This is a genomic window from Palleronia salina (genome assembly GCF_900141995.1).
In the GTDB taxonomy this organism is placed as follows: domain Bacteria; phylum Pseudomonadota; class Alphaproteobacteria; order Rhodobacterales; family Rhodobacteraceae; genus Palleronia; species Palleronia salina.
The window spans coordinates 12,862-35,942 of record NZ_FQZA01000017.1; the positions used below are offsets into that span (position 1 = coordinate 12,862).

The 23,081-nt window shown below is 67.6% G+C and carries 21 protein-coding genes; 14 read left to right on the forward strand and 7 right to left on the reverse strand.

All coding sequences use genetic code 11. The features are described from left to right. Positions 1-53: 53 nt before the first annotated feature. The 6 genes from BUB76_RS16115 to BUB76_RS16140 all read right to left on the reverse strand — a co-directional run bounded on the left by BUB76_RS16115 (position 54) and on the right by BUB76_RS16140 (position 7,792). Positions 54-980 (reverse strand): Gfo/Idh/MocA family protein, encoded by a 927-nt coding sequence (locus BUB76_RS16115; protein WP_073130082.1) that lies wholly within the window; start codon positions 978-980, stop codon positions 54-56. Next, complete coding sequence (araD, locus tag BUB76_RS16120) at positions 967-2,709, reverse strand: L-arabinonate dehydratase (protein WP_073130085.1); 1,743 nt, start codon at positions 2,707-2,709, stop codon at positions 967-969. Before araD ends, BUB76_RS16115 begins: the two co-directional genes overlap by 14 nt. A 77-nt stretch (positions 2,710-2,786) precedes the next feature. Next, positions 2,787-4,001 (reverse strand): multiple monosaccharide ABC transporter permease, encoded by a 1,215-nt coding sequence (mmsB, locus tag BUB76_RS16125; protein ID WP_073130088.1) that lies wholly within the window; start codon positions 3,999-4,001, stop codon positions 2,787-2,789. Further along, complete coding sequence (gene mmsA, locus BUB76_RS16130) at positions 3,998-5,533, reverse strand: multiple monosaccharide ABC transporter ATP-binding protein (protein WP_073130091.1); 1,536 nt, start codon at positions 5,531-5,533, stop codon at positions 3,998-4,000. The genes mmsB and mmsA overlap by 4 nt, the downstream gene beginning before the upstream one ends. A gap of 81 nt (positions 5,534-5,614) precedes the next feature. Then, a complete protein-coding gene (gene chvE, locus BUB76_RS16135) occupies positions 5,615-6,625 on the reverse strand; it encodes a multiple monosaccharide ABC transporter substrate-binding protein (protein ID WP_308417682.1) in 1,011 nt (336 codons plus the stop codon). Between the two features lie 189 nt (positions 6,626-6,814). Then, positions 6,815-7,792 carry a LysR family transcriptional regulator gene (locus tag BUB76_RS16140; RefSeq protein WP_073130098.1) on the reverse strand — a complete coding sequence of 326 codons (978 nt, stop codon included), beginning with the start codon at positions 7,790-7,792 and terminating at the stop codon, positions 6,815-6,817. A 283-nt stretch (positions 7,793-8,075) separates the two neighbouring features. On the opposite strand from BUB76_RS16140, the gene BUB76_RS16145 reads away from it, so the two are divergent. The 9 genes from BUB76_RS16145 to BUB76_RS16185 all read left to right on the forward strand — a co-directional run bounded on the left by BUB76_RS16145 (position 8,076) and on the right by BUB76_RS16185 (position 17,194). After that, a complete protein-coding gene (locus BUB76_RS16145; RefSeq protein ID WP_073130102.1) occupies positions 8,076-9,119 on the forward strand; it encodes a pyridoxal-phosphate dependent enzyme in 1,044 nt (347 codons plus the stop codon). Beyond that, positions 9,112-10,278: a M24 family metallopeptidase gene (locus BUB76_RS16150; protein ID WP_073130105.1), complete on the forward strand. Its 1,167-nt coding sequence runs from the start codon at positions 9,112-9,114 to the stop codon at positions 10,276-10,278. The genes BUB76_RS16145 and BUB76_RS16150 overlap by 8 nt, the downstream gene beginning before the upstream one ends. Next, the gene (locus BUB76_RS16155) at positions 10,275-11,012 is read left to right on the forward strand and encodes a maleate cis-trans isomerase family protein (protein WP_073130108.1); all 738 of its coding nucleotides are present in this window, start codon (positions 10,275-10,277) and stop codon (positions 11,010-11,012) included. Before BUB76_RS16150 ends, BUB76_RS16155 begins: the two co-directional genes overlap by 4 nt. A gap of 379 nt (positions 11,013-11,391) precedes the next feature. Further along, positions 11,392-11,691 carry a hypothetical protein gene (locus BUB76_RS16160; RefSeq protein ID WP_073130111.1) on the forward strand — a complete coding sequence of 100 codons (300 nt, stop codon included), beginning with the start codon at positions 11,392-11,394 and terminating at the stop codon, positions 11,689-11,691. 55 nt (positions 11,692-11,746) lie between these two features. Continuing rightward, complete coding sequence (locus BUB76_RS16165; protein ID WP_073130114.1) at positions 11,747-12,991, forward strand: calcium-binding protein; 1,245 nt, start codon at positions 11,747-11,749, stop codon at positions 12,989-12,991. A 146-nt stretch (positions 12,992-13,137) separates the two neighbouring features. After that, the gene (locus BUB76_RS16170; RefSeq protein ID WP_073130118.1) at positions 13,138-13,587 is read left to right on the forward strand and encodes a hypothetical protein; all 450 of its coding nucleotides are present in this window, start codon (positions 13,138-13,140) and stop codon (positions 13,585-13,587) included. Between the two features lie 75 nt (positions 13,588-13,662). Continuing rightward, positions 13,663-14,598: a calcium-binding protein gene (locus BUB76_RS16175; RefSeq protein ID WP_073130123.1), complete on the forward strand. Its 936-nt coding sequence runs from the start codon at positions 13,663-13,665 to the stop codon at positions 14,596-14,598. A 289-nt stretch (positions 14,599-14,887) separates the two neighbouring features. Beyond that, complete coding sequence (locus tag BUB76_RS16180; RefSeq protein WP_073130127.1) at positions 14,888-16,339, forward strand: fused MFS/spermidine synthase; 1,452 nt, start codon at positions 14,888-14,890, stop codon at positions 16,337-16,339. 75 nt (positions 16,340-16,414) lie between these two features. After that, complete coding sequence (locus BUB76_RS16185; RefSeq protein WP_236737942.1) at positions 16,415-17,194, forward strand: NHL repeat-containing protein; 780 nt, start codon at positions 16,415-16,417, stop codon at positions 17,192-17,194. Between the two features lie 27 nt (positions 17,195-17,221). On the opposite strand, the gene BUB76_RS16190 is transcribed toward BUB76_RS16185, so the two are convergent. Next, a complete protein-coding gene (locus tag BUB76_RS16190; protein ID WP_073130130.1) occupies positions 17,222-18,256 on the reverse strand; it encodes a LacI family DNA-binding transcriptional regulator in 1,035 nt (344 codons plus the stop codon). Between the two features lie 161 nt (positions 18,257-18,417). Between BUB76_RS16190 and BUB76_RS16195 the strand changes: the two genes are divergently transcribed. The 5 genes from BUB76_RS16195 to hisD all read left to right on the forward strand — a co-directional run bounded on the left by BUB76_RS16195 (position 18,418) and on the right by hisD (position 23,081). Next, on the forward strand, positions 18,418-18,600 hold the full coding sequence (locus BUB76_RS16195; RefSeq protein ID WP_073130199.1) for a hypothetical protein: 183 nt from the start codon (positions 18,418-18,420) through the stop codon (positions 18,598-18,600). 29 nt (positions 18,601-18,629) lie between these two features. Beyond that, on the forward strand, positions 18,630-19,775 hold the full coding sequence (locus BUB76_RS16200) for a TRAP transporter substrate-binding protein (RefSeq protein ID WP_073130133.1): 1,146 nt from the start codon (positions 18,630-18,632) through the stop codon (positions 19,773-19,775). A gap of 130 nt (positions 19,776-19,905) precedes the next feature. Then, positions 19,906-20,421 carry a TRAP transporter small permease gene (locus tag BUB76_RS16205; RefSeq protein ID WP_073130137.1) on the forward strand — a complete coding sequence of 172 codons (516 nt, stop codon included), beginning with the start codon at positions 19,906-19,908 and terminating at the stop codon, positions 20,419-20,421. 10 nt (positions 20,422-20,431) lie between these two features. Beyond that, positions 20,432-21,763: a TRAP transporter large permease gene (locus BUB76_RS16210; protein WP_073130140.1), complete on the forward strand. Its 1,332-nt coding sequence runs from the start codon at positions 20,432-20,434 to the stop codon at positions 21,761-21,763. Between the two features lie 10 nt (positions 21,764-21,773). After that, on the forward strand, positions 21,774-23,081 hold the full coding sequence (hisD, locus tag BUB76_RS16215; protein ID WP_073130143.1) for a histidinol dehydrogenase: 1,308 nt from the start codon (positions 21,774-21,776) through the stop codon (positions 23,079-23,081).

Genomic DNA, 23,081 nt, shown 5'->3' on the forward strand with positions numbered 1-23,081 from the left:
GCATCGGGAGGACAGGGCGTCCGTCACGGGAAGTGGCCCGTTCGCGCGTGGCGTCAGTCGGTGAAGGCGGCGACGGTTTCGCGACGGCCGAGCATGAAGGCGTCGGCGACATGGATCAGCGGCTCGGGATCCACGTCGCTTTCAGCCTGCTCGATCAGTTCTGCAAAGCGGCGATAAAGGCTCGGGTATTCGCCCGGGGCCTCGACCGGCTGTTCGGTGCCGTCGATCATCAGCCGCGCGCCCCCGTCGACGAGCCTCAGCGTCCCGGCATCGGTCCCGATCTCGATCTGCCAGACTTCGCCGCCGTCCTGCCGCCAGTCGAATGCGGCTTCGGCGCTTAGCCCGTCCGGGCCCGCGAAGGCCAGCGCCGCGGCGATGGGGGCGGCGCGGTTCTCGGGGAAGGACAGGGTGGCCTCGGTCAGGTGCAGTTGGACCGGCAGGATCTTCGTGACGAGCGACAGGGCGTTGATGGCGGGATCGAATACGCCCAGCCCGCCGGGCTGCCAGATCCAGTCCTGGCCCGGGTGCCACTTGCGCACGTCCTCCTTCCAGTCGATGCGCACCGACCGGATGGCCTTGTCCGCCAGCCAGTCGCGGGCCGCGTCGGCGGCCTCGGCGTTGCGGCTGTGCCAGGTCGCAAAAAGCGTGACGCCCCGGGCACGTGCCTGCCGTTCCAGCTTCAGTACCTCGGCGACCGAGGCGCCGGGCGGCTTTTCCAGCATGACGTGGCGGCCCGCGGCGATGGCGGCCGCGGCGGCGGCATAGCGCGGCACCGGCGGCATGGTGAGCGACACCGCCGGGATATCGGGCCGCGCCGCCAGCAAAGCGGGAAGGTCGGCGTGGGTCTCGACCCCGTCGATGCCGCCCGACCGGCTGACCGTGGCGGCAAGGCGAAAGGCCGGATCGGCCGAGATCGCCGGGATGTGCTGGTCGCGGGCGATCTTGCCGATGCCGACCAGCGCGATGTCAGTGACTGTCACGCGGCACCTCCGATCCCCGGCAGCCGCGCAGGAAGTCGAAATCCGCGCCCGTATCCGCGCCCTCCACGTGGTCGTGGAACAGCTTGGCGTAGCCACCCGACGGGACGTCGACGCTGGACGACCACGCGGCCAGGCGCTGGGCCAGCTCCTCGTCGCTGATATCGAGATGCAGCCGCCGCGCGGGCACGTCGAGCTCGATCATGTCGCCCGAGCGCACGACGGCCAGCGGCCCGCCCACCGCCGCCTCGGGCGCGGTATGCAGCACGACCGTGCCGTAGGCGGTCCCCGACATGCGCGCGTCCGAGATGCGGACCATGTCGGTGATGCCCTTCTTCAGGACCTTGGGGGGCAGGCCCATGTTGCCGACTTCGGACATGCCGGGATAGCCCTTGGGCCCGCAGTTCTTCAGCACCATCACGCAGGTCTCGTCGATGTCGAGATCGTCGTCGCCGATGCGCGCCTTGTAGTCGTCGATATCCTCGAAGACGACCGCGCGGCCCCGATGTTTCATCAGGTGCTCGGACGCCGCCGAGGGCTTCAGCACCGCGCCATCGGGGGCGAGGTTGCCGCGCAGCACGGCGATGCCACCCGAGGCCGTCAGCGCCCGGTCTGCGGGGCGGATGACGTCCTCGTTCCAGTTGACCGCGTCCTTTACCTCGTCCCAGACCGGTCCGCCCGAAACGGTCAGCGCGTCCTTGTTGAGCATCCCGGCCTCGCCGAGACGTTTGAGCACCACGGGCAGGCCGCCGGCGTAGAAGAACTCCTCCATCAGGTACTTGCCGGACGGCATCAGGTTCACGATGGTCGGCACGTCGCGGCCCAGCCGGTCCCAGTCGTCGAGCGTCACGTCGACGCCGACCCGGCCCGCCAGCGCCAGCAGGTGCACGACCGCGTTGGTCGACCCGCCGATGGCGCCGTTGGTGCGGATCGCGTTCTCGAATGCCGCCTTGGTCATCACGTCCGACGGCTTCAGGTCGTCCTTGACCATCTGCACGATGCGCCGCCCCGACAGCTGCGCCATGACCCGCCGGCGCGCGTCCACCCCGGGGATCGCGGCGTTGCCCGACAGCGCCATGCCCAGCGCCTCGGCCATGCTGGCCATCGTGCTCGCGGTGCCCATGGTGTTGCAGGTGCCCGATGACCGGCTCATGGCCTGCTCGGCCTCCAGGAATTCCTCCTGGGTCATCTTCCCGGCCTTGATGTCCTCGCTCATCTGCCACAGCGCGGTGCCCGAGCCTACGCGCTCGCCCCGGAACCAGCCGTTCAGCATCGGGCCGCCGGTCACGACGATGGACGGGATGTCGGTCGAGGCCGCGCCCATCATCAGCGACGGCGTGGTCTTGTCGCAGCCCACCAGCAGCACGGCGCCGTCGATGGGCTGGGCGCGCATCGTCTCTTCCACCGCCATGGCGGCGAGGTTTCGGTACATCATCGCCGTGGGGCGGAACGTGTTCTCGGACGCCGAGAAGACCGGCACCTCGAGCGGGAAGCCACCGGCCTCCCAGATGCCCGCCTTCACCTTCTCGGCCAGTTCGCGCAGGTGGCCGTTGCAGGGCGTCAGGTCCGACCAGGTGTTGAGAATGCCGATGACAGGCCGCCCGTCGAACAGGTCGTGGGGGTAGCCCTGGTTCTTCAGCCAGCCGCGGTGGTAGATGTTGTCGCGGCTGGTGCCGCCGTACCATTCCTGGCTGCGCAGCTTGCGGGGCCACTCGGCGGGTTCAAACGGCATGGCAATCTCCAGAGAAGGGCAAGACGGTCCGCCCGGCGCGGACGCGCCGGGTCGCTGGGGGCGTGATGGCCAAAGGCTCAGCCCTTTTTCTTGTTCATGACGTCGAAGATCACGGCGGCCAGTAGGACGAGTCCCTTGATGACCTGCTGGTAGTCGATACCGATCCCGAGGATCGACATCCCGTTGTTCATCACGCCCATGATGAAGGCGCCGATCACCGCGCCGACCACCGTGCCGACGCCGCCCGCCATGGACGCGCCGCCGATGAAGACGGCCGCGATCACGTCGAGTTCGAAGGTCGCGCCGGCCTTGGGCGTCGCGGTGTTAAGGCGCGCCGCGAAGACGAGCCCCGCGAGCGCCGCGAGCATCCCCATGTTGGCGAAGGTCAGGAAGGTCAGCCGCTGGGCGTTGATGCCCGACAGCGACGCGGCCTTCTCGTTGCCGCCGATGGCGTAGATGCGGCGCCCGATGGTCGTGCGGCTGGTGATGAAGGAATAGATCGCGATCAGCAGCGCCATGACGATGAACACGTTGGGCAGGCCGCGGAAATCGGCCATCAGCCAGCTCATCCAGATGATGCCGAAGAAGATCAGCGCGGTCTTGGCGGCGAAGAAGGCGAAGGGCTCGGACGGTGCGCCGGTCCGGGCCTGCGCCTGCCGGTTGCGGATCGCCAGCCCCGCGAGGATCGTGGCCACCGCGATGCCGATCAGCAGCGACAACAGGTTGAAGCCGTCCATGCCGAACGGGTCGGCGATGAAGCCCGACGAGATCAGCTGGAATTCGCGCGGGAAGGGGCCGACCGACTGGCCGGCCAGCAGCCACAGCGTCAGGCCCTTGAACACGAGCATCCCGGCCAGCGTCACGATGAAGGACGGGATGCGGAAATAGGCCACCCAGAACCCCTGTGCGGCCCCGATCAGCGCGCCCGCCGCAAGGCAGAGGATGCCCGCCAGAAGGTAATGCATGTCCCAGTTCACGATCATTACCGCGGCGAGCGCCCCGATGAAGCCCAGGACCGAGCCCACCGACAGGTCGATATGCCCCGCGACGATCACCAGCAGCATGCCCACGGCCATGATGATGATGTAGGAGTTCTGGAGGATCAGGTTCGTCAGGTTCACGGGCCGCAGCAGGATGCCGCCCGTGGCGACCTGGAAGAACGCCATGATGGCGATCAGCGCGAAAAGGATGCCGTATTCGCGCAGGTGCCCCTTGAGGAAGCGCCAGCTTGCCTTGGCCTGTTCCCCGGCCGGTGCGTCGGCCTCGATACCGCGCTCGGTCGTGTCGCTCATGTCGCGGGCTCCCCTGACTTGATGATGCGGGCCATGATCTTCTCCTGGCTGGCCTCGTTGGTGGGCATCTCGCCCACGAAGCGGCCCTCGTTCATGACGTAGAGCCGATCGGTGATGCCCAGAAGCTCGGGCATCTCGGACGATATCACGACGATGGCCTTGCCCTGTTTCGCAAGGTCTCGGATCACCGTGTAGATCTCGAACTTCGCGCCGACATCGATGCCGCGTGTGGGTTCATCGAGGATCAGGATGTCGGGATCGGCGAACAGCCACTTGGACAGGACGACCTTCTGCTGGTTGCCGCCCGACAGGTTCACCGTCTCCTGCTCGATCGAGCTCGACTTGATGTTCAGCCGCTTGCGGTATCGCTCGGCCACTTCCGTCTCGCGCGCGCGGTTCAGAACGATCCCGTCGGCCACCGCGTCGAGCTTGGCCATCGAGATGTTGCGCCGGATCGTGTCGTCGAGCACGAGGCCATAGGTCTTGCGGTCCTCGGTCGCATAGGCAAGTCCGGCGTTGATCGCGGACCGCACGCTCGACAGGTCGGCGGGCTGGCCGTTGATCTTCGCACTGCCCGAGATGTCGCGCCCGTAGGAGCGGCCGAACAGGCTCATGGCAAGCTCGGTCCGGCCCGCGCCCATCAGGCCGGCGATGCCCACGACCTCGCCCTTCTTCACGTGGAAGGACACGTCGCGCACCACGATCCGTTCGGCGTCGATGGGGTGGTGCACGGTCCAGTTCGAGACCTCCAGCGCCACCTGGTCGCTGATCTCGGGGTCGCGCGGCGGATAGCGGTCGTCCAGCGACCGGCCCACCATGTCGCGGATGATGTCGTCCTCGCTGATGCCGTCCTTGCAGTCGAGCCGCGCCACTGTCGACCCGTCCCGCAAGACGGTGATCGTGTCGGCGACGCGCGATATTTCGTTCAGCTTGTGGCTGATGAGGATCGAGGTCACGCCCTGGCGGCGGAACTCGGTCAGAAGGGCGAGCAGCTTCTCGCTGTCCTGTTCGTTCAGAGACGAGGTCGGCTCGTCCAGGATCAGAAGGCGGACGTCCTTCGACAGCGCCTTGGCGATCTCGACCAGCTGCTGCTTGCCCAGGCCAAGGTCGCCCACGGGCGTCTTGGGATTTTCCTTCAGGCCCACGCGGTCCAAGAGCTCGGCGGCGCGGGCTTCCGTCTCGCGCCAATCGATGATGCCGCCCGAGGCGCGTTCGTTGCCCAGGAAGATGTTCTCGGCCACCGACAGAAGCGGGACAAGCGCCAGCTCCTGGTGGATGATGGCGATGCCCATCGCCTCGCTGTCGCGGATGGTGCGGAAGGACTGTGGCGCGCCGTCGAAGGCGATCTCGCCCTCGTAGGAGCCGTGCGGGTAGACGCCCGACAGCACCTTCATCAGCGTCGACTTGCCCGCGCCGTTCTCGCCCACGAGGGCGTGGATCTCGCCCCGCTCGACGCTGAGGTTCACCCGGTCGAGCGCCTTCACCCCCGGAAATTCCTTGGTGATGTCGCGCATTTCGAGAATCGTCGGCATGACGCGCCCCTTGCGTGGAAAGGCCCCCGGCATGACGCCGGAGGCAGTCGTGGCCGCGCGGGGGCGCGGCCACGTCGGGATTCACTCGATCTCGGAGGCGTCGTAGTAGCCCGAGTCGACCAGCACCTCGGTGATGTTCTCCTCGGTCACCGGCACCGGCTCCAGCAGGTACGACGGCACGACCTTCAAGCCGTTGTCGTAGGTCTCGGTGTCGTTGATCTCGGGCTCGCCGCCCTGAAGCAGCGCGTCGACCATGCCCACGGTCACACGCGCCAGTTCGCGGGTGTCCTTGAAGATCGTCGAATACTGCTCGCCCCGCTTGATCGCCTTGATCGACGGGATCTCGGCGTCCTGGCCGGTGACGATGGGCATTTCCATGTCGCCCGAGCCGTAGCCGACGCCGCGCAGCGACGAGATGATGCCGATGGACAGCCCGTCATAGGGCGACAGGACGCCGTGCACGCGCTGGTCGGTGTAGTTGGCCGACAGCAGGTTATCCATCCGCGCCTGGGCGACCGAGCCGTCCCAGCGCAGCGTGCCCACCGTGTCCATGCCCATCTGGCCCGACACGATGTTGATGCTGCCATCGTCGATCAGCGGTTGCAGCACGCTCATCGCGCCATTGTAGAAGAAGTAGGCGTTGTTGTCGTCCGGGCTTCCGCCGAACAGCTCGACGTTCCAAGCCTCCGCATCCGGGAACCGCTCTTCCAGGCCGTTCACGAGGTTCGTGGCCTGCTGCACGCCGACCTGGAAGTTGTCGAAGGTGGCGTAGTAGTCCACGTCGCCCGAATCGCGGATCAGGCGGTCATAGGCGACCACGGGGATGTCCATCGCGGCGGCGTTGGCCAGCGCGTTGGTCAGGGTGGTGCCATCGATGGCCGCGATCACCAGCGCGTCGACGCCGGTGGTGATCATGTTCTCGATCTGCGCCAGCTGGTTGGGGATGTCGTCCTCGGCGTATTGCAGGTTCGTCTCGTAGCCGGCTTCCTCGAACTGGGCGACCATGCTTTCGCCGTCCGAGATCCAGCGCGCCGAGGATTTGGTGGGCATCGCGATGCCGATGGTGCCCATGTCCTGCGCGAAGGCGGGCATGGCGATCAGGGTCGCCAGGGCGGTCGCGCCAAGGGCGCGTCGTGTGAATGTCATGTCTTCCTCCCTTGAAGCAGCTCCAGTCGGGCGGGCTGCGTTCTTGTCGCGGTCATTGCCGCGTTGGAACCGTCGCGGAAGATCGCTATGCCGACAAATTCAAAAACGGCGAACGAATATACCAATATTGGTAAGTCATTCGGTCGGCGTGGGTGCGCGCTCCATCAGCTGCCTTATCACCCGTTCGGCCGCGGGCGTCGCCTCGTCCTCGATCCGCCGGACCAGGCCATAGGTCTTGACCCGCAGGTCGGGCGCGACGTCAAGCATGTCGACCCGCCCGCCGATCCCCGTCTCGCGCACGTAGAACTCGGCCACCGCGCGGGCGAGGGGGGCGATGGCGTCGGTATCGTGGACCAGGGCCAGCGTGAACAGCGTCGACGTGGTCCCAAGCGTGCGCTCGGGCAGGCGGAAGCCGTGCGAGACCAGGTAATTCTCGGTCGTCTGGCGCAGCAGCCCGCCCGGCGGCTGCATGACCCAATCGAAGTCGAGGCAGTCGTCGAGGGTCAGTTCGGTGCGTCCGGACAAGGGATGCCCGCGCCGCACCACCAGCGCGATGGGCTCTTCGCTCACCGGCTCGAACCGGAACGGTCGCGGATCGACCCCGTCCGGCACGCGGCCGAGGAAGAAATCAAGCTCGCGGGACAGCAGCGCGTCGGTCAGCTTGACCGAGGTGTCCACGTGCACGGTCAGTTCGATCTGCGGGAACTCGGCGCGCAGATCCCGCACGGTGGGCAGCAGCCACTGCATCGACGGACCCGTAACCGAGCCGATCCGCACGATACCGTGCGCCCCCTGCAACGTCTGGTCGATCCGTTCCTGCGTCAGGTCGAGATCCGAGAGCATCCGCGTCGCCCCCTTGGCAAGAATTTCCCCCACCTCGGTCAGCTTCACACCGCGAAGGTGGCGGCGGAAGATCGGCGCGCCCACCGCCTTTTCCAGCTGCGCCAGCAGGCGCGACGCCGCCGGCTGGGTCATGCCGACCTTCTCGGCCGCCGACAGGACCTGCCCCGTCTCGGCGATGGCGGCGACGAGCTGGAGATGGGTCATCTTCACCCCGCGCCGGATCAGGACGTTGAACGAGTTGCTGCGGGAGTATTCGGGGGGCGGTGGCATCGGGCGCTCGGACTCTCGGGCTGGAAGGATCGCGCAAGCCTAGGAAGCCGTGAGGACGGACCACAAGTTGGAATATACCATGAGGGGCATGAAGCGGGCCGAATTCGTGCCATTCTGTGAAGTCCGTCCGCCTGGATGGTCGCGGCATCGGGGGCGCCGATACCGCACGCGCTTGTAATGCCGTGCCGCGGCGTCATCGAAAGCCTTGCGTTACCCTTGCGGCACCCTGATCGTGGCTGGCACGGGGCACTCCCGATCACACCGTGTGAGGGCGAGGTACAGGATGGGCGAAACGGTTGAAAACACCTGGCGCGGATCCGGGATGCCGCTCGACGCGCCCTGGCCGCGCTCCGACGCGGCCCCCGTCTCGGCCCTGCTTGCGCGATGCCCGTCCCACGCTCCGACGGACCTGATCGACAGTGAGGCCCTGGCTGGGCTTTTCGGCGTCCGTCGGATGCATCTCAAGGATGAACGGTCCCGCATGGGACTGGGCAGCTTCAAGGCGCTGGGGGCGGCGCACGCCATCGCCCGCGCGGCAACGGCGGTCGACGCGCCGGACCCCTCGCGCGCGTTGACGGGCCGCGTTTTCGTCGCGGCCAGCGCCGGCAACCACGGATTGTCGGTCGCCGCGGGGGCGCGGATCTTCGGCGCGCGCGCCGTGATCTACCTTGCCGACACCGTGCCGGAGTCCTTCGCCGACAGGCTGCGCGCCAAGGGGGCCGAGGTCGTTCGCGCGGGGGAGACCTACGAGAACAGCATGCGCGCGGCCGAAAGGGACGCCGCCGCGAAAGGGTGGACCCTGCTCTCGGACAGCTCGTGGCCCGGCTACACCGATCTGTCGATGTCGGTGATGGAGGGCTATCTGCAACTGGCCGCCGAGGCCGTCGAACAGGTCGGTGCGCCGCCCAACCATATCTTGTTGCAGGCCGGCGTGGGCGGGCTGGCGGCCGCGGTCGCGGCCCATGCCCGACGGGCCTGGGGGGACGCGCCGACCATCATCGTGGTCGAGCCCGAGGCCGCGCCGGCCCTGGCCGCCGGTATTTCCGCCGGTCACGTGGTCGACACCGTCGGGCCGGTGTCGTGCATGGGGCGGCTCGACTGCAAGACGGCGTCGATGATCGCCCTCAAGGGGCTGTCCCGCGACGCGGATCTGTTCGTCACGGTCAGCGAGGATGCCGGCCGCCGGGCCGCCGCGATACTGGCCGATGCCGGCTATCCGACCACGCCGTCGGGCGCCGCGGGGATCGCGGCGCTGCTGGAAGGTGTCGCGCCCGGGCCGGACGCGCGGGTCATGGCCATTCTCAGCGAGGGCGGCGAGGGTGGCTGACCGCTCGGCCATCTTTCCCGCCGACGAGTTCCGGGGCCGCATTGCCCGGATCCAGGACCAGATGCACACGCGGGGTGTCGATGGGCTGCTGCTGACCACCGCAGCGGACATCTTTTATACCACGGGCTTCCTGACCCGGTTCTGGGACAGCCCGGCCCGCCCGTGGTACGTGGTGGTTCCGGCCTCGGGCGACCCGGTCGCCGTGATCCCGTCGATCGGCGGTGAGCTCATGGCCGAGACCTGGATCGGCGATATCCGCAGCTGGGACGCACCGGACCCGCGAGATGACGGGATTTCGCTCCTGGCAGAGACGGTCGCGGGCCTCGTCCCCGGAAACGGTCGGATCGGCGTGCCCATGGGCCCCGAAACGCACCTGCGCGCACCGCTGTCCGACTACGAGACGCTGCGCGCCCGGCTGTCGCCCATGGCCTTCGTCGATGCGACGGCCTGCATCCAGCGCGTGCGCGAGATCAAGTCCGAGGCCGAGATCCTCAAGATCCGCGAGGCCTGCCGCATCGCGGGCCGGGCCTTCGACCGGGTCACCGACTTCGCAAGCTGCGGGCGGGGTTTCGACGCTGTCATGCGCGACTTCCAGATGGCGCTGATCGGCGAGGGCGCCGATTGGGTCAGCTATGTCGCGGGCGGGATCGGACCCGACGGATACGGCAGCGTGATCTCGCCGCCGGGGCCGGTCCCCCTGCGGCGCGGCGACGTCTTCATGCTGGATGCCGGGGCGGTTCGGGATGGCTATTACTGCGACTTCGACCGGAATTACGCCGTCGGCAGCGTCTCTTCCGTCATCGGCCGGGCACACGCCGGGTTGTGGCAGGCGACCGAAGACATGCTGACCCTACTGCGCCCCGGGATGCTTGCGCGCGAGGTCCATGCCCTTTTCGGCGAGGCCATGCGCAAGGCGGGGGTCGTTCCCAGTGGCTGGCGTCTTGGCCATGGGCTCGGGATCGCCTTGACCGAATGGCCGTCGTTCTCGGCGGTGGACGAAACACCGCTGCGCGCGGGCATGGTCCTGACGCTGGAGCCCGGTTGCGTCACCGAAGCCGATCGCATCCTGCTGCACGAAGAGGTCATCGTGCTGCGGGCCGAGGGCGCCGAGCTGCTGTCGCCCAGAACGCCGGTCACGCTGCCACAGGTCGCGGCATGAGCGGGCGGGCCGATCCGATCGAGACGCTGCCGAACCCCCGCCTGGGGCTGGTCGTGCTTCAGGCCGACGAGACCATCGAGCGGGATTTCAGGCGGATCTTTCCGGCCGACGATGTCGATCTATTCGTCACGCGGATCCCGTCAGGGGCGATGCTGACGCCCGAGACGATCGCGGCCATGGAAGCCGACCTTCCGTCCGCCGTGGCGCTGTTGCCGTCGGCGTCCCCCTTCGCGACCGTTGCCTATGCCTGCACCTCGGGCACGGCGCTGATCGGCGCGCGGCGGGTCCGCGAACTGGTCGAAGGCGCGACAACGACGGCCTCGGTGACCAATCCGCTCTGCGCCGCGCTTGCGGGGTTCGGGGCCCTGGGCCTCCGCCGCATCGGGCTGGTTTCGCCGTATGGCGCTGCGGTTTCGTCGGGCTTTCGAAATGCGCTCGAGGCACGGGGCATCACGGTCGTCGCGACCTTTTCCTTCGACGAGGAGTCCGAGGCGCGTGTCGCGCGCATCGCTCCGGCCGCCATCGCCGAGGCCGCCAGACGCCTGGCGTCGGGCGGCGGACTGGATGGCCTGTTCCTGTCCTGCACGAACCTTCGGACGCTCGATATCCTCGACCCGCTCGAGGCGGAGTTGGGGATTCCGGTTCTCAGTTCGAACCAGGTCCTGGCGTGGCACATGGCGCGCAGTGCCGGACTTGACCGACCGCCCGTGCCCGGCTGTCTGAGAGACAGGTAGGCGCGCCTCGCCCGGCAGAAAGGCGGTCGAACAGGGGCGGTGACGGGTATCGACCGCGCGACGCGAAATTCAAGCGGCGACCGAACCGATCGTTATTGCGGGCGCACCCCGGCATGCGGACGAGACCGGAAGATCCGGCGGCAAAACCTTCGAGTGATACGAAATCATTTATGCGCAAACGCTCGCGCTGTTGGAAAGCGCGGCTCGATATTGCATCGCTTGATTTTATATAACTTGCTGCGTTTCAGGGGTATAGCTGCTGTCGGCAGTGGCCAATTTCCGGGATTTTTACGTCCCTTCATTGCGTGACTGCCCGCGCCCCGCTGCGGTCCGATTAAGAAAAGGCACCCAAATTCATATCCATAGATTGCATAGCGTAATGAGCGTCAATCTTCCCGAATTTCCGTCCATTCCCAGCCCCAACTATATCGAGGTGACGCTGACGGACGGTCCGGATCTCTACGGCGAACAAGGCGGTTTCGTGCTCGGGGTGGCGGCCCTGGCGGGGAACGACACCATCACGGCCGGAGATTTCGACGACTCCCTGGTCGATGCGGGTGACGGTGACGACCAAGTGCTCGGTTCGATGTACAACGGCGTGATCCTTGGGGGGCCGGCAACGACACGCTCGAAGCGGGTGCACGAACCTGGATTGACGGCGGGATCGGGGACGACCTGATCCGGGCCGACGGGACCAGACCGTCCAATTCCGGCGGAGACAGTGACACTGGATCGTGGGAGGCGACGGGAACGACACGATCGAGGCGGCGTCTCTCCGGGATCTCAGCTACACGACGATTTTCGATGGGTCGGCTGCCCGGAACCAGACGATCATCGTCGGCGGTGCGGGGATCGATCAGCTGGTCATCGCGTCGGACTTGGCGGATGTCAGCGCCTTCCGCGATAGCGACGGGGGGATCTACCTGCGTGACGGCAGCACGGATGTCCCGGTGGTTGTCCACGAGGTCGAGCAATTCGTCTTCGATGACCAGACCGTCCTGCTAGAAGATCTCGACGTTTCGGTTCCGGTGATCGGCACGACCGGAGACGACACGCTTGACGGGACCGATGGCCCGGAGCGGATCGAAGGCAAAGATGGTGACGATCTTATCCTTCCCGGCAGCGGTCTTGATACCGTCGACGGGGGCGACGGCGAGGATACCGTCAGTTTCGCCGATGCCGCCGGGCCGATCTTCTTCCGTCTCCAGCCGAACGAGACGGGCGATTACTTCCGCTTTCCGGTTGCCGACGGGCCGGATGGCAACGCGCTGGACCTGTCCAACATCGAAAGCTTCACGGGCACCGGCTTCGATGACACGTTTCAGGGCACCGACGGGGACAACACGATCCTTGGCCTTGGAGGAGACGACCTGCTCCGCGGCAGCCGGGGGGCGGATCATTTTGACGGCGGGGACGGCGTGGATACCGACCGCTATCTCCAGGGCGGGGCGCTGTCGGCATCGTTGATGGACGGCACGGGCACCGGCGGGGAGGCCGATGGCGACAGCTCTACCGGGGTCGAGAACCTGACGGGGGGTCATGACGACGACCTGCTCGAAGGCGATGACGGGGCGAACGTCCTGCTGGGGGACACGACCGAATCCCTTTACTTCGACGTGCGCGGCGCCGGGTGGGACACCCTGATCGGACACGGCGGTGACGATACGCTGGACGGCGGCACCTACAGATCGGATTACTCCGGATCGGGCTCCACGGCGGATGTGGCGGTCTATGCCGGACCAAGGGCGCGCTACGATATCACCGGCACCGCGAATGACGGATCCTCCGCGATGACCGTGGCGGACAGCGCGCCGGGGGGCGACGGCACCGATACGCTGTTCAATATCGGATCCCCGGTCTTCTCGGACGGGGTCATGGTCATGGCCACGCCCCGTTCCGCGCCGTTGAACATGCCGACGACCGAAGAGGACGACACGATCTACGGCTCGGCGGTCTACGTGCAGGACTTCATGCTCTAGGGAAAGGGCGGTGACGACGTGTTCCTGCCCGGCCTCTACGCCCGCAGCTTCCACGGGGGCATCGGGACGACCGCGTCGATTTCTCGGCCTTCACCACCGGTGTCGTCGTCGACCTGGCGACCCGGTCCGGCACGGGCGACGGCGCGATGACCTTCGTGTCGATCGAGGACATCACCGGCACGGGCTATGGCGACCGCCTGGCGGGCGACGACGCCGCGAACCGGTTCACCGGCGGGCGGGGCAACGACACCATCGAAGGCGGCAGCGGCCAGGACGCGGTCGTGTTCGGCGTGTCCCTGGCCGATGCCGCGTTTTCGCTGGACGCGGACGGATTGATCGTATCCTCGGCGGAGGGTGCCGACCTGCTGATGCCCGATGTCGAAAGCCTGGTCTTTTCCGACGCCACGCTGGGATTCCAGCAAGCCGTGGCCCAGGCCGGGACAGGGCCGGACATCGACGGCACCGAGGTGCGCGACGTGCTCGAGGGCACGTTCATGGGCGAACGGATCACGGTGCTGGGTGGTTCGGACTGGGTCACGCCGGGCCGCGGCAACGATACGGTCGACGGCGGCGCGGGCAACGACATGGTCGCCTAGTCCGACGTTGAGAATGTCGCAGACCGCGGCACGGGTTTCCTGCTGCAGCTCGACCTGGGCGCCGGGACGGCGCAGGTGTTCGGCGACGAGACCGACACGCTGATCTCGGTGGAGCGGGCCACCGGCACGATCTCGGAAGACGTGCTGATGGGGGACGACGGCAACAACCAGCTGCGCGGACTGGGCGGATACGACTGGTTCATCGCCACCGAGGGTCAGGACACAATCGACGGTGGGGCGGGGCAGGACATGATCTCGTTCGTCGAGTACGAGACCACGTCCACCGATGCCTTGCTGGACGTGTTCGGCACCGATGGCCTGCCGCCCGCCGCCGACGTGGCAAGCGGGATCGTGATCGATCTGGCCGCGCCCGAAAACAACTCGGGTCTTGCGGCGGGCGTGACGCTGACATCGATCGAACGGGTGACCGGATCGTCCTTCCAGGACGTCTTCTTCGGTGATGACGGTCAGAACAATTTCCGCGGCCTCGGCGGATACGACTGGTTCGTGTCCTCGGCGGGCGGGCGCGAGCGCTATTACGGCGGATCAGGCCTGGACACGGTCAGCTACGTGGATGCGGACGGGGCCATCACGGCGCACCTGTCCAACGGCGCCGGGGTGGCCGGCCAGGAAACCGGCTATGGCACGCGGGGCGACGCCGCGCTGGATCTCTACTTCGAGATCGAGAACCTGGTCGGGTCGCGCTTCGACCACGCGCTTCGGGGCTCGTCCGGGCGCAACCAGCTCAACGGGTTGGACGGCGACGACCTGATCTTCGGGTTCGGCGGCACCGATTACCTGAAGGGCGGGGATGGCAACGACCGGATCGACGGCGGCGCGGACTCGGACTACGCGCTCTACGATGGGGCGCAATCGGACTACACACTCACCCGCAGCTCGGCGACCGAGGTCACGGTGACGGGGCAGGGCTTCACCGACACGGTCAGCAATGTCGAGTATTTCCGGTTCGACGATGGCACCACGTCCATCTGGGAGCTCAGCATCGTCTGACCAACAGCCCGGTCGCGGGGGCGGGCGGGGTGACGCCCTGCGCGACTGCCTGATGGCACCCCGGGGGTATCCGAACGCACCGTTCCGCGGTGCGTGAGGGCGCAGCACGCCGACGCGGGGCGTGGCGCGAAACGGGCTTGATCCCCACCCACGCGGGCGCGCGTCTCGTGGCTGGCACGACCCGATTGCCCCTTGGGTGCGGGTTCCTGTATCGGAGCCCCTGACAGAGGACGGCACTGCGATCGCGGCTTGGTGGCCGCGTTGCGGCCGGCATTCATTGGAGGCGCGATTGCGATTTTCCACTCTCATCGCGCTGATCTGCGTGCTGTCGGCGGTCGGCCTGACCTACGAGATCGCGGCCGGTCGCGTGCTGGCGCCGTTCTTCGGCACGTCGCTCCTGACCTGGACGGCCGTGATCGCGGTGGTGCTGGCGGGTTTTTCCGTGGGCAGCGCCTGGGGTGGCCTACTGGCCGAGCGGCCCCGCCCCGAGGCCCTGGCCCATGCCCGCCGCGCGCTGATCTGGACCGCCGTGCTGGCCGCGCTGTCGCCCACGCTGCTGGCGCTGGTCTACGCGCTGGGCCTGCGCGGCACCTCCGGCATGCTGCTGAGCGTCGTGGTCGCCTTCTTCCCCGCCTCGGTGCTGGTCACGGTGCCGTCGCCCCTGCTGGCCAAGCTGGCGGTCGAGGCGCGGCCGGGGCGCGAAGGCTCGTCTCTGGGGCTGGTGCTGGCCGCGGGGTCGCTGGGGGCCATCGTGGGGGCAATCGTCGCCGGGTTCGTCACGCTGCCTCTGGTGGGTTCGTCGGCCACCTTCGCGGGCTGTGGCGCGGTGGCGCTGATCTGCGCGGCGCTGCTGCGGGCGCCGGATGCAAGGCCGGACCTCGGGGCGCGGGCGGCCATGCTGACGGCGGCGGTGGTGGTGGCGGCCAGCCTGCTGACCGGGCCGCTCTGCCGGTTCGAATCCGGGCTGTCCTGCATCGACGTGGTGCGGCGCGGCGCGACCGTCAGCCTGGTCTCGGACCGGACCCAGCAGGCGGCCGAGCGGGACCTTGCCCCCGGGGCCGATCCGGCCGAGGCGCTGACGCTGGAATACACCCGTTGGCTGTGGCAGCGGATGGCGCAAGATCTGGGCGCCGCGCCGTCGGTCCTGTTCATCGGCGGGGGCGGCTACAGCCTGCCCACGACCTTGCTGGCGACCCGGCCCGCGGCCACGGCCACCGCGGTCGAGATCGATCCGCTGATCACCGAAGTCGTGCGCGATCACCTGCCGCGCGCCGGAGCCATGATCGACGCCGAGGGGCGGGGCGACATCGCCCGGCCCGCACTGGACGGGCGGCTGCGCGTGGTTCACGAAGATGGCCGCGTCTTCCTGAACGAGACCGACAGGCGCTTCGACGCGGCGGTGATCGACGCGTTCTCGTCCGGCTCGGTCCCCGCGTATCTTGCGACGCTCGAGACCTATACCCGGCTGCGCGACATCGTGAACGGGCCGGTCTACGTGAACCTGATCGACCGCCCCAATGGTGATCTGGCACGGGGGGTGCATGCGATCCTGACGCAGATTTTTCCCCACGTGCGGGCGGCGCAGGGGCCGGTCAGCGGGCGCGGGCTGGCCAACATCCTACTCGCGGCGAGCCGGACGCCGCTGGAAGGGCTCGACGCGCCACCCGAGGGCTACGGCCCTGTCACGCTGTCCGATGCGCGCGCCTTCACCGACGATCGTGGCTGGGTCGGGCACCGCTGAGCCGCGTCAGCGCGCGCAATTGACCTGATCCGCGCGCCGTCCCATCGTCCTGGTGACGCTACGGAAAGGACGGCCATGGCCCAACGTTTCATCCCGCTCTGCACGGTCGCCCTGGGCGGTGCACTGGCGACCGGGGCCAGCGCGCTCGACCTGCGCGCCACCGGGACTTACCAGCTGAACCGCCCCGCCAGCCTGGAATATGACCCGACATTCTGCGGGCTATGGATCGCGAACGAGGGGCCCGAGGCCATCCTCGTCACGCTTCAGGGAGACGAGTTGCGCCGCATCAGCAGCGATCTCTACCGCATCAAGGCCATCGCGATCGAGGGCGACAACCTGATCGTGGGCGACGGGCTGGGCCGGTTGCAGCGCCTGACCAAGGACGGCGCGCCTTTGGCAGCACCTTTCCGGCTGGGCGGCGGCGCGTCGGATACCGAGGGCATCGCGATCGACGCCACCGGCGACATCGTGACGGTCGAGGACGACCCCGAGCGGCTGACGTGGTTCACGCCGGACGGCGCGTTGCGCATGCGGATCGACACGATGGATTTCGACCCGCCGATCAGCGAGGCGCAGGGCATCGCCATCGACCCGCGGACCGGTCACCTGGTGATCGTGGATGACTGGGAAGGCTCGAACAGCCTTTACGAGTTCACGGCGGACGGAGAGCTTCTGGGGCAGGCGAGCCTGATCGAGTACGGGACCGACCCTGAAGGCATCGCGATCCGACCGGGCTCGGACCAGTTGTTCGTGGCCTTCGACGGCGGCGCGCGCATCGTCACGTTCGACTACACGCCGACCCTGCCCGAGGGCGCCGAGCCCCTGCCGCCCGGGGCCGACTGCATGCTGTTCTGAGCAAGGCGCCGCACCTGTCGCGGCCTTTCAGGCCGGTGCGGGCCCCAGCGTATCGCGCCACTTGATCGGGGCTTCCAGCCGGACCCGTTCGCCCGCGCTGTCACCGCCGCGCATGTCCAGAAGCAGGCGGGCGGCGCGGCGGCCCATCTCGCGGTGGGGCACGTGCACGGTGGTCAGCGCAGGGGTCACGATCTCGCACAGCTCGATATCGTCGAAACCGGTGATCGACACATCGCCCGGCACGTCCAGCCCCATTTCGCGGGCCTGCCGCAGCGCTCCGGCCGCCAGCACGTCGTTGCCGCACAGCACGGCGGTGGGGCGGGGCGTCTGCCGCATCAGCCGGTCGAAGGCCGCTGCCCCGTGGTGAAAGCTGTACTCGGTCTCTTCCAGGGGCATGGTGGCGGGGTCCAGTCCCCGGTCGGCCAGGGCGGACCGGGCGCCCTCGACGCGCAGGCGGGCGCGGTCGTTGCCGTTGGTCATGGCCGAGATGAAGGCGATCCGGCGATGCCCCCGCTCCAGCACCTCCGCCGTCAGGGCGGTCATGGCCGCCCGGTTGTCGAAACCGATGGACGACCGGGGCGCGTCGGGGTCGAAGGCCCAGGTCACCACGTGGGGGATCTGGCGCCGCTCCAGCATGGCGTAGGACTCGGCCGTCCGGTCATGGCCGATCAGCAGCAGCGCATCCGCGCCCCGCGCGATCAGCGACCGGATCTGCTCTTCCTCGGCGGCCGGCCTGTAGCCCGAGCTTGCCACCAGCAGGGTCACGCCCTCGTCCGTCAGCACCTCCTGGAAGGCCTGAAGCCCACGCGCGAAGATCGCGTTCTCCATGGTGGGAATGATGGCACCGAACGTGTTGGTGCGCCGCGCCGCCAGCGCCTGCGCGCCGAAATTCGGCGCATATCCAAGCTCCTGCACCGCCGCCATGACACGCGCGCGCGTCACCGCCGACACCCGCTGCGGCGCGTTCAGGCAGCGCGACACCGTCGCGGTCGAGACGCGCGCGCGCTCGGCCACGTCTTCCAGCGTCGGTACGGGTTTCGATTGTGGTCGGCGGGACGTCACGAGGGCAGGTCCTTTTCGCAATCTCTCGCCACGTGCGATGCAACAGTCGGATCAATGCCGGTCACGAGACATGCGTCGGGCGCTCATGTAAAGGCTTGCCGGATGAAATGTAAGCGCTTACACTTCTCCAGAATCACATGCTTTTCGGGGAGGAGAAGCGGGTGGCCCTTTTGATTTCGATACTGCTTTTTGCCGTCTTCGCGCTGGACGTGGTCCTGGGCGCGACGTCGGGTGCCGAATTCCTGAGCGACGTGCAGGCGATGCTGCTGCTCTTCGCCACCTCGATCGCGTTCACGGTCGCCATTCTACGGCGCGAACGCGAGGCGGGGAAACGCAAGCCATAACGACCAAGCTGTTCATAGGGAGGAACACCATGAGGAAAGATCTTGGACTGGCGTCGGAAGAGCGGCGCAATTTCCTGAAACTCGCGACGACCGGCAGTTTCACCGCCGCGCTGGTCGCGGGGGCGGGCGGTATGCTCTGGTCGTCCGAGGCCGCAGCCCAGACCGCGCAGGAGGAGCGCGCGCGGGAAGAGGCGGCCGAGCACACCATGACGCTGGCCACCGCCTACGTTCTCGGCGCCTCGCGCAGCTACCCGATCATGCAGCTGGACCTGAAGGAAAACATCCAGAACGCCACGGCCGGGAAGGTCTACGTCAAGCTGGCCCCGGGCGGGCAACTGGGCGCGGGCGGCGCGCTGGCCCAGGGCGTGCAAAGCGGCACGATCCAGTGCGCGCAGCACTCGCTGTCGAACTTCGCCCCCTTCGCCAGCGCGGTGGACCTGATCAACCTTCCGTATTTCTGCGGCTCGAACCAGCGCTTCACCAACCTGGTGACGTCGGACGCGTGGAAATCCGAGGTGCACCCCAAGATCGAAAGCTCGGGCTTCAAGGCGCTGTTCTATGTGGTCATTGATCCGCGCGTCGTTGCCATGCGGCAGGGCGGCGCCGGGCCGGTCCTGACCCCCGGTGACCTGGCGGGCGTGAAGTTCCGCGTGCCGGGCAGCCAGATGCTGCAACAATACTACCGGATGGTGGGCGCCAACCCGACCCCCGTGGCCTGGGGCGAGACGCCGTCGGCGATCAAGCAGGGCGTGGCCGACGCGCTCGACCCGTCGGTGGGCGCGCTGTACGTGTTCGGCTTCAAGGACATTCTCAGCCACGTGACCTTCACGCAGGCCGTGCCGGACAGTCAGGTCTACTCGGTCAACCTCGAGTGGTTCAACAGCCTGCCCTCGGACGTGCAGATGGGCATCGAATGGGCGGGCGAGATGACCGCGCACCAGAACCTCGCCAAGGTGCCGTCGGCCCGCGCCCACGCCATGGCCGAGCTCGAGAAGTCGGGCGTCCAGTTCCATTCGCTCAACGACGACCAACTGGCCGAATGGCAGGAGGCCGGAGGCTACCAGCGCAGCGAGTGGGACGAGTTCAAGACCGAGCTTGCCGGGTCGATGGAGACGTTCACCAAGCTGGAAGAAGCCGCGGGCACCATGGGCAAGTACTACGTCCACGACGCCTGACGGTATCACCTGACCCGGCCGGTGCGCGGTCCCGCCGCGCACCGGCAGACGATCCCGAATTCACCCCAACGCCAGGACCACCCGGTCGGGCGCGACGATGGTCGCGTGTCCCGAAACGAAGGAGGCTTGCATGTCCCGCATCCTGTCCGAGCTGAACCGGAACGCCGAAAGGTGGCTGCTGCTGGTTTTCTACGTGATGCTCGTCGCGACGATGTCGATCGAGGTGCTGCGGCGCGAGCTGCTGTCCTACTCGTCCATCTGGGGCGAGGAGATCGTGCGCTACAGCTTCATCTACCTCGCCTGGATCGGCGCCGCCGCCGCGGTGAAGGAGCGGGGGCACATCCGCATCGTCGTGCTGATGCAGTATGTCGGGCCGAGGGTGAAGGCGCTTCTCTACATCTTCGGCGACCTGGTGATGCTCGGGGTGTCCTTCATCGCGCTCTACTACTCGTATGAAACGGCGCACGTGGCCGCCAAGTTCGGCAACGTGACCCACGGGCTGCGCATCGGGCAGGTCTGGTTCCTGGCCGCCGTGCCAATCGGCTTCTCGCTGGTGGTGCTGCGTCTCATCCAATCGCTGATCCGCGACATTCGCGACCTTCGTGACGGCAGGCCCGTCTACGAGGGCGACAAGCTGTTCGACTGAGGAGGACGTCATGCTCTGGCAACAAATGGGCGCCCAGACGGTCGAGCTCGGCTGGGATTTCTACGGCCCGATCCTTCTGTTCGTCTTCCTCGTGGCGCTGGCGGTGCCGGTCTGGGCGGCGATCGGTGCGGCGGCCAGCCTGATGCTGGTCTGGTCCGGCGCGCTGCCGCTGGACCTGGTGGGTAAGAAGCTGTTCTCGGGCATCGACGCCTTCGCGCTGACGGCCGTGCCGCTGTTCATCCTGACGGGCGACGTGCTGGTGCGCACGGGCCTGTCGCGCAAGTTCCTGGACGTGGCCGAGGCGCTGACGCAGTTCGCCAAGGGCGGCTTCGGCTCGCCCACGGTGCTGGTCTGCGGCATGTTCGCCGCGATCTCGGGCTCGGACGCGGCGGGCGCGGCGGCGGTGGGGCGCATGACCATCGACCGGCTGGTCGAAAGCGGCTACCCGCGCCCCTATGCCTGCGCGCTGGTGGCCGCGGGCGCCTGCACCGGCATCCTGATCCCGCCTTCGATCGCGTATATCATCATCGGCCTCGTGCTGGGGATCTCGGTGTCGACGCTGTTCCTGGCGGCGGTCATCCCCGGGCTGGCGATCCTGATCTCGATCCTGGCCACCAACATCATCATGAACCGCCTCTACGGCTGGGAGGGGGGCGGCAATATCGGCGCGGGCGAGTATTTCCGGCGGCTGGGAACGTCGCTGAAATCCGGCTGGTATGCCTTCATCGTGCCCGGCATCATCTTCTACGGCATCTTCTCGGGCCGGCTGACGCCGACCGAGGCGGGCGCCACGGCGGTCGTCGTGACGATCATCATGGGCTTTATCCTCGGCACGCTGAAGCTGTCGGATTTCCCGGCGATGCTGGTCAGCTCGGCCAAGGTCAACGGCGTCATCCTGCCCATCATCGCCTTCTCGATCCCGCTGGCCGAGGCGCTGGCGATCATCGGGGTGCCGCAGGGTTTCGTCGCCGTGGCCACCGGCGTCAGCGACGAGCCCTGGGTTCTGATCCTGATGATGATCGCCATCCTGATCGCCTCGGGCTGCGTGATGGAGACGACGCCCAACATCGTGATCCTGGCGCCGATCCTTAAGCCGTTGGCCGATAATATCGGCATGAACGAGATCCAGTTCTGCATCATGATGATCACCGCGCTGGGGGTGGGGTTCATCACGCCGCCGCTGGGGCTCAACCTGTTCGTGGTCGCCGGGCTGACGGGCGAGTCGATCCTGAAGATCGCCTATCGCGCGATCCCCTTCGTGCTGTTCATGCTGCTGGTCACGCTGCTGATCGGCTTCGTACCCGCGATCTCGACCACGTTCCTTCCCGAGATCTACAAATAGGAGACGTCCGATGGTGCGCGAATACCTGAAGAAAGCCACACTCACCTCGCAAAGCGATGCCGGCGAGACCCAGGCCATCGTGCGCGGTATCCTCGACGACATCGAAGCAGGCGGTGATGCAGCCGCGCTGGAATACGCGGCCAAGTTCGACAAGTACGACGGCAACGTGCTGCTGACCGACGACGAGATCGCCGCCGCCATCGCCCAGGTGCCCGAGCGGCTGAAGCGCGACATCGATTTCAGCCATGCCAACGTGAAACGCTTCGCCGAGGCGCAGAAGAAGACCGTCGCCAATTTCGAGACCGAGGTGCTGCCGGGCCTGATCGCGGGGCAGAAGGCGATCCCGGTGAAGGCGGCGGGCTGCTACGTGCCCGGAGGGCGCTACAGCCATATCGCGTCGGCAATCATGACGGTGACCACCGCCAAGGTCGCGGGCTGCAAGCACATCGTCGCCTGTTCCCCGCCGCGTCCGGGCGTCGGCATCGCGCCGGCCATCGTCTATGCCGCGCATATCTGCGGCGCCGACAGGATCCTGGCCATGGGCGGGGTGCAGGGCGTGGCGGCGATGACCTTCGGCCTGTTCGGGCTGCCCAGGGCCAACATCCTCGTCGGGCCCGGCAACCAGTTCGTGGCCGAGGCCAAGCGCATCCTTTTCGGCCGGGTGGGCATCGACATGTTCGCAGGCCCCACCGACAGTCTTGTCCTGGCCGACAAGACCGCCGATCCCGAGGTGGTGGCGGTGGACCTGGTGGGGCAGGCCGAGCATGGCTACAACTCGCCCGTCTGGCTGGTGACGGACGACCGAGGCGTCGCCGAGACGGTGATGAAGCGCGTGCCCGAGCTCATCGAGGAGCTGCCCGAGCTCAACCGCGACAACGCCCGCGCGGCCTGGCGCGACTATGCCGAGGTGATCCTGTGTCCCGACCGCGAGGACATGGCCGCGACGTCGGACGCCTACGCGCCCGAGCACCTGACCGTGCAGGCGGCGGACCTCGACTGGTGGCTGGACCGGCTGGAATGCTACGGCTCGCTGTTCCTGGGCGAGGAGACGACCGTGGCCTTCGGCGACAAGGCGTCGGGCACCAACCACGTGCTGCCCACAAGCGGCGCGGCGAACTACACCGGGGGCCTGTCGGTCCACAAGTACATGAAGATCGTCACCTGGCAGCGGTCCACCAAGGAAGGCGCAAAGCCGGTGGCCGAGGCCACGGCGCGCATCTCGCGGCTTGAAGGGATGGAGGGGCACGCCCGCACCGCCGATATACGACTGAGGAAATACTTCCCGAACGAAACCTTCGACCTGACGGCCGAGGGCTGA

Coding starts and splice junctions, on each gene's coding strand:
- araD (WP_073130085.1), bottom strand. CDS start 2,709: ATGCCGTTTGAACCCGCCGAGTGGCCCCGCAAGCTGCGCAGCCAGGAA.
- mmsB (WP_073130088.1), bottom strand. CDS start 4,001: ATGAGCGACACGACCGAGCGCGGTATCGAGGCCGACGCACCGGCCGGG.
- mmsA (WP_073130091.1), bottom strand. CDS start 5,533: ATGCCGACGATTCTCGAAATGCGCGACATCACCAAGGAATTTCCGGGG.
- chvE (WP_308417682.1), bottom strand. CDS start 6,625: ATGCCCGCCTTCGCGCAGGACATGGGCACCATCGGCATCGCGATGCCC.
- BUB76_RS16140 (WP_073130098.1), bottom strand. CDS start 7,792: ATGCCACCGCCCCCCGAATACTCCCGCAGCAACTCGTTCAACGTCCTG.
- BUB76_RS16145 (WP_073130102.1), top strand. CDS start 8,076: ATGGGCGAAACGGTTGAAAACACCTGGCGCGGATCCGGGATGCCGCTC.
- BUB76_RS16155 (WP_073130108.1), top strand. CDS start 10,275: ATGAGCGGGCGGGCCGATCCGATCGAGACGCTGCCGAACCCCCGCCTG.
- BUB76_RS16160 (WP_073130111.1), top strand. CDS start 11,392: ATGAGCGTCAATCTTCCCGAATTTCCGTCCATTCCCAGCCCCAACTAT.
- BUB76_RS16170 (WP_073130118.1), top strand. CDS start 13,138: ATGACCTTCGTGTCGATCGAGGACATCACCGGCACGGGCTATGGCGAC.
- BUB76_RS16185 (WP_236737942.1), top strand. CDS start 16,415: ATGGCCCAACGTTTCATCCCGCTCTGCACGGTCGCCCTGGGCGGTGCA.
- BUB76_RS16200 (WP_073130133.1), top strand. CDS start 18,630: ATGAGGAAAGATCTTGGACTGGCGTCGGAAGAGCGGCGCAATTTCCTG.
- BUB76_RS16205 (WP_073130137.1), top strand. CDS start 19,906: ATGTCCCGCATCCTGTCCGAGCTGAACCGGAACGCCGAAAGGTGGCTG.
- BUB76_RS16210 (WP_073130140.1), top strand. CDS start 20,432: ATGCTCTGGCAACAAATGGGCGCCCAGACGGTCGAGCTCGGCTGGGAT.
- hisD (WP_073130143.1), top strand. CDS start 21,774: ATGGTGCGCGAATACCTGAAGAAAGCCACACTCACCTCGCAAAGCGAT.